This is a genomic window from Novipirellula aureliae (genome assembly GCF_007860185.1).
Classification (GTDB): Bacteria; Planctomycetota; Planctomycetia; order Pirellulales; family Pirellulaceae; genus Novipirellula_A; species Novipirellula_A aureliae.
In genome coordinates, this window is record NZ_SJPY01000026.1 from 1 (window position 1) to 3,359 (window position 3,359).

3 protein-coding genes are annotated in these 3,359 nt (G+C 50.2%); all 3 read left to right on the forward strand.

Features of this window, described 5'->3' with window-relative positions:
• Nucleotides 1-224: 224 nt before the first annotated feature.
• The 3 genes from Q31b_RS27570 (at nt 225) to Q31b_RS29255 (ending at nt 2,035) form a co-directional block, all read left to right on the forward strand.
• A complete protein-coding gene (locus Q31b_RS27570; RefSeq protein WP_146602896.1) occupies nt 225-746 on the forward strand; it encodes a hypothetical protein in 522 nt (173 codons plus the stop codon).
• Nucleotides 737-1,405, forward strand: coding sequence for a hypothetical protein (locus Q31b_RS27575; RefSeq protein ID WP_146602897.1), 669 nt, complete (start codon nt 737-739; stop codon nt 1,403-1,405). Before Q31b_RS27570 ends, Q31b_RS27575 begins: the two co-directional genes overlap by 10 nt.
• Nucleotides 1,406-1,681: 276 nt before the next feature.
• Nucleotides 1,682-2,035: a hypothetical protein gene (locus tag Q31b_RS29255; RefSeq protein ID WP_146602898.1), complete on the forward strand. Its 354-nt coding sequence runs from the start codon at nt 1,682-1,684 to the stop codon at nt 2,033-2,035.
• The last annotated feature ends 1,324 nt before the right edge of the window (nt 2,036-3,359 follow it).

Consider the following 3,359-nt stretch of genomic DNA (forward strand, 5'->3'; position numbering starts at 1 on the left):
TGGAATCGTTTAAACTAACGATCATGACGCTCCAAGCAAAAACTCGTCGACCTTCTCCCCACGCGCCTCGCGCGCGTGAGGCTGGCCGTAGTTGCAACCATCGCCGATTGAGCTGCCACTCATCAACGCTTCCCCGGCAAAAACGCCGCCGACCCTACAAACCCCAAGCCTTGTTGGGGTCTTGCTCCAGAGACCCCATCGGGTTCGATGGAAGTGAATGGAACTTGTTTGAGTTTGTAAATTCAAGTCCGATAAACAAGGTTGATCCGTTTGGGCTTATCCCACCTGATGGTTTCCCTGGAAACAATGGCCCGTTTGGCGATATGCCAAACGGCGATCCAGATCAAATGCGTAATCCTATTGTCATAATTGAAGTTATCGCCGGAGTCGCTATCGTTATCGACATAATAACGATTCCATCGGGTGAAGGCCCTGTGATTGCTGGGGGGTTACGAGCCTGCGTAAAGCGACTCTGCACCAGCGGGGGAAGAAGAAAAGCGTTAGAACGAGCTAGGAAAGAGGCTTTTGAGGAGTTAGGGAAACTAAGCGATGAAATCTTCGATGCACGTAGGAACTTGATTAATTTGCGAGACCAACTGAGGACGGATCTTCCGCTCGGACGTCGAGATGCTATTTTGGACAATATTAGAGAAGTTGATAGGCAGTTGGATGGACTGTATACGCTTGAACGAAGAGCGGCAAAACTATGGGAATCACTCGGAGAGCAACTGGTTCAATGTCCTTAGATATTGATCTTTGTGATCAACAGCTTTTTGAGTTTCTCAAGGCTGTTCATCTTTGCCGGATAGCAAACGACTACTCTGGGTCTTTTGTGGAAAGCCGTTTTGATCGTGAAGCTATCGCTTTACTACAGTTTTGCAGCAGTAGCTACAAGACGTCTCACCTGATGTTCTATGCGACGAATTATCTTAGAAGCGATGCTTCCCCATTGTTGTTGGGAGGCATTCTAAATGCTTTAGCAGAATCGTACTCTGTATGTGTGCGCTGTGCGGATCAGCTAGGCAAGCAACACGTGATCGAAATTCTGAGATCCATGCAAGCGAGGATACGATCCGGCGAATTGAAAACACGCCTTGGTGAGTGGCCCATTTGGATGCGGACATTGATCACTTGTAGGGATCAAAACGCAATGCGGATTGGCTTGGACCTTTGTGGCTTGACAATGGATCGGGAAAGACCGATCGGAACGCCCGATGATTGGCGTAGTCGCATCACGTACGAAAAGCGTTTAGACACAATTACGAGTTTGTGTGTGCGTCAACCAGAGTTGAATGCGAATGAGCTAGGAGCAGTACGAGATGTTCTTGAAGATATTGTTGCGTCATTAGATGAGCCTCAGGAAATAAAATACTGGGCAGATATTGCTTTAACAAAACTGGGGTAACGCTTCGCGACAAGGGTTAACGCTTCGCGGGGGTCAAACTTGAGCGATCAAAGGTGTCGGACACCGAAATGGCTGAATAGGTAGTTTCCCACACACTAGGGGGACGCTTCGCGTGGGGTCAGACTCTATGCCGTTGCGCTTTTTAGCCTCCATCATTTGCTAGCATTGAAATTCGACCCGTTACACCGGAGTTCCTAGAATACTCCCCGGCGACCGAACTCTCAATGGTTTTCGTCCGGTCGCGAAGCAATGTCGCATGCACCGGGGAGCTTCAAAATGTTATTAGGTCTACCGAAAAACGTCAAGCATTTCTTTCGCCCTATTTCCAAAGATCTTTCCAAGCCAATCCAAAAAGCACTCGCTCCAATGGTTCTTGCGTTCTTGCTCGCTCCGCACAACCGACGACTTAAGACTATCGCTGGCATGGTGCTAGGAAATCGAGTTCATGTCGGAACCATCTCACGTCGCCTCAAAAATTCTTTGTGGACAACAAGAGATTGGTATGAGCAGCTTTCCAACAAAACACTTGCCGACATCGCAAATTTTGAGCGACCCCTTATTGTCGAACGTAAACGGCGTTTCATCATCATTCTTGATTCAACCCTTCGTCATACCGTTGGGAGCGATTAAATGGGACGGGGGTAGTTTCTGAAGGAAACGACTAACTGCACTGGAGCGAAGCGAATAAGTTTAAGCAGTGTAAGGTAACGCTTCGCGGGGGTCAGCAACGGTCTAATGGTTTGTCAAGCTCGGTTTGGAAATAAAGTATTTCCAAACTCCGATTTTGTTCCTCCAGCGGAATTGGGGGCCAGCCCCCAAACCCCCGAGGTTTTCTAAGAGCATAACTCTGGTGTTCGATGAATTGGTTCACGGTGTGGTGATGGTGTGGTAACATGAATGTGCTCGGTGAAGCGGACGGCAGCTCTGGTGAGGACCAACTGACTGAAGGAATAACCGAGTCGATGGTGCGTCGATGATGACTCGCCGGAGGTGTCGTTTGAAACGTACACATGCGATTTTAAGCGGCACCTCTTTCTTGCTTGAGAGCGATCAAAGGTGTCGGACACCGAAATGAATAAGTTTAAGGTGTCCGGTACCGTTTTAACGCAATCCACACGATGCACCGGAGCGAAGAAACATTGAAACGGTAGCCGAAAGGCTGCCGTTTTTCGTTGGCGGGCAGGATGCCCGCCATGGCTTTCGGCTGGATGCCGTGACCGCGCACGCTTCGAGCCGATAGGCGAGCGGTGAGCGCAAGCGAATAGCGAACGAGCGTAAGCGAAGTGAGAGTTTTACGTGCAGCTTAGTAGAATCGATTCGCCGAAGGCACGGCGGCCCGGATGGCCGCCGCATGACTAAGAATAATTTTAAGGTGTCCGGTACCGTTTCGAACGAATCCACCGGTTGCACCTGAGCGAAGCAACACCCGAACGGTAGCCGAAAGGCTGCCGTTTTTCGTTGGTGGGCAGGATGCCCGCCATCGCTTTCGGCTGGATGCCGAGTCCGCGCATCTTTACGAGCCGATAGGCGAGCAGTGAGCGCAAGCGAATAGCGAACGAGCGTAAGCGAAGTGAGAGTTTTACGTGCAGCTTAGTAGAATCGATTCGCCGAAGGCACGGGGAAATCAAATGGGTCAGGTCTCTTTGATGAGTGATCCACTGCTTGCACCGGAGCGAAGCTTCATAGAAACGGTAGCCGAAAGGCTGCCGTTTTTCGTTGGTGGGTAGGATGCCCGCCATGTTGTCGGCACGATGGAGAACGCTTCGCGGGGGTCAGCAACGGTCTAATGGTTTGTCAAGTTCGGTTTGGAACTAAAGTATTTCCAAACTCCGATTTTGTTCCTCCAGCGGAATTGGGGACCAGCCCCCAAACCCCCGAGGTTTTCTAAGAGCATAACTCCGGTGTTCGATGAATTGGTTCACGGCTTGGTAGTATTGTGGCAACATAGGTTTGC

Coding starts and splice junctions, on each gene's coding strand:
- Q31b_RS27575 (WP_146602897.1), top strand. CDS start 737: ATGTCCTTAGATATTGATCTTTGTGATCAACAGCTTTTTGAGTTTCTC.
- Q31b_RS29255 (WP_146602898.1), top strand. CDS start 1,682: ATGTTATTAGGTCTACCGAAAAACGTCAAGCATTTCTTTCGCCCTATT.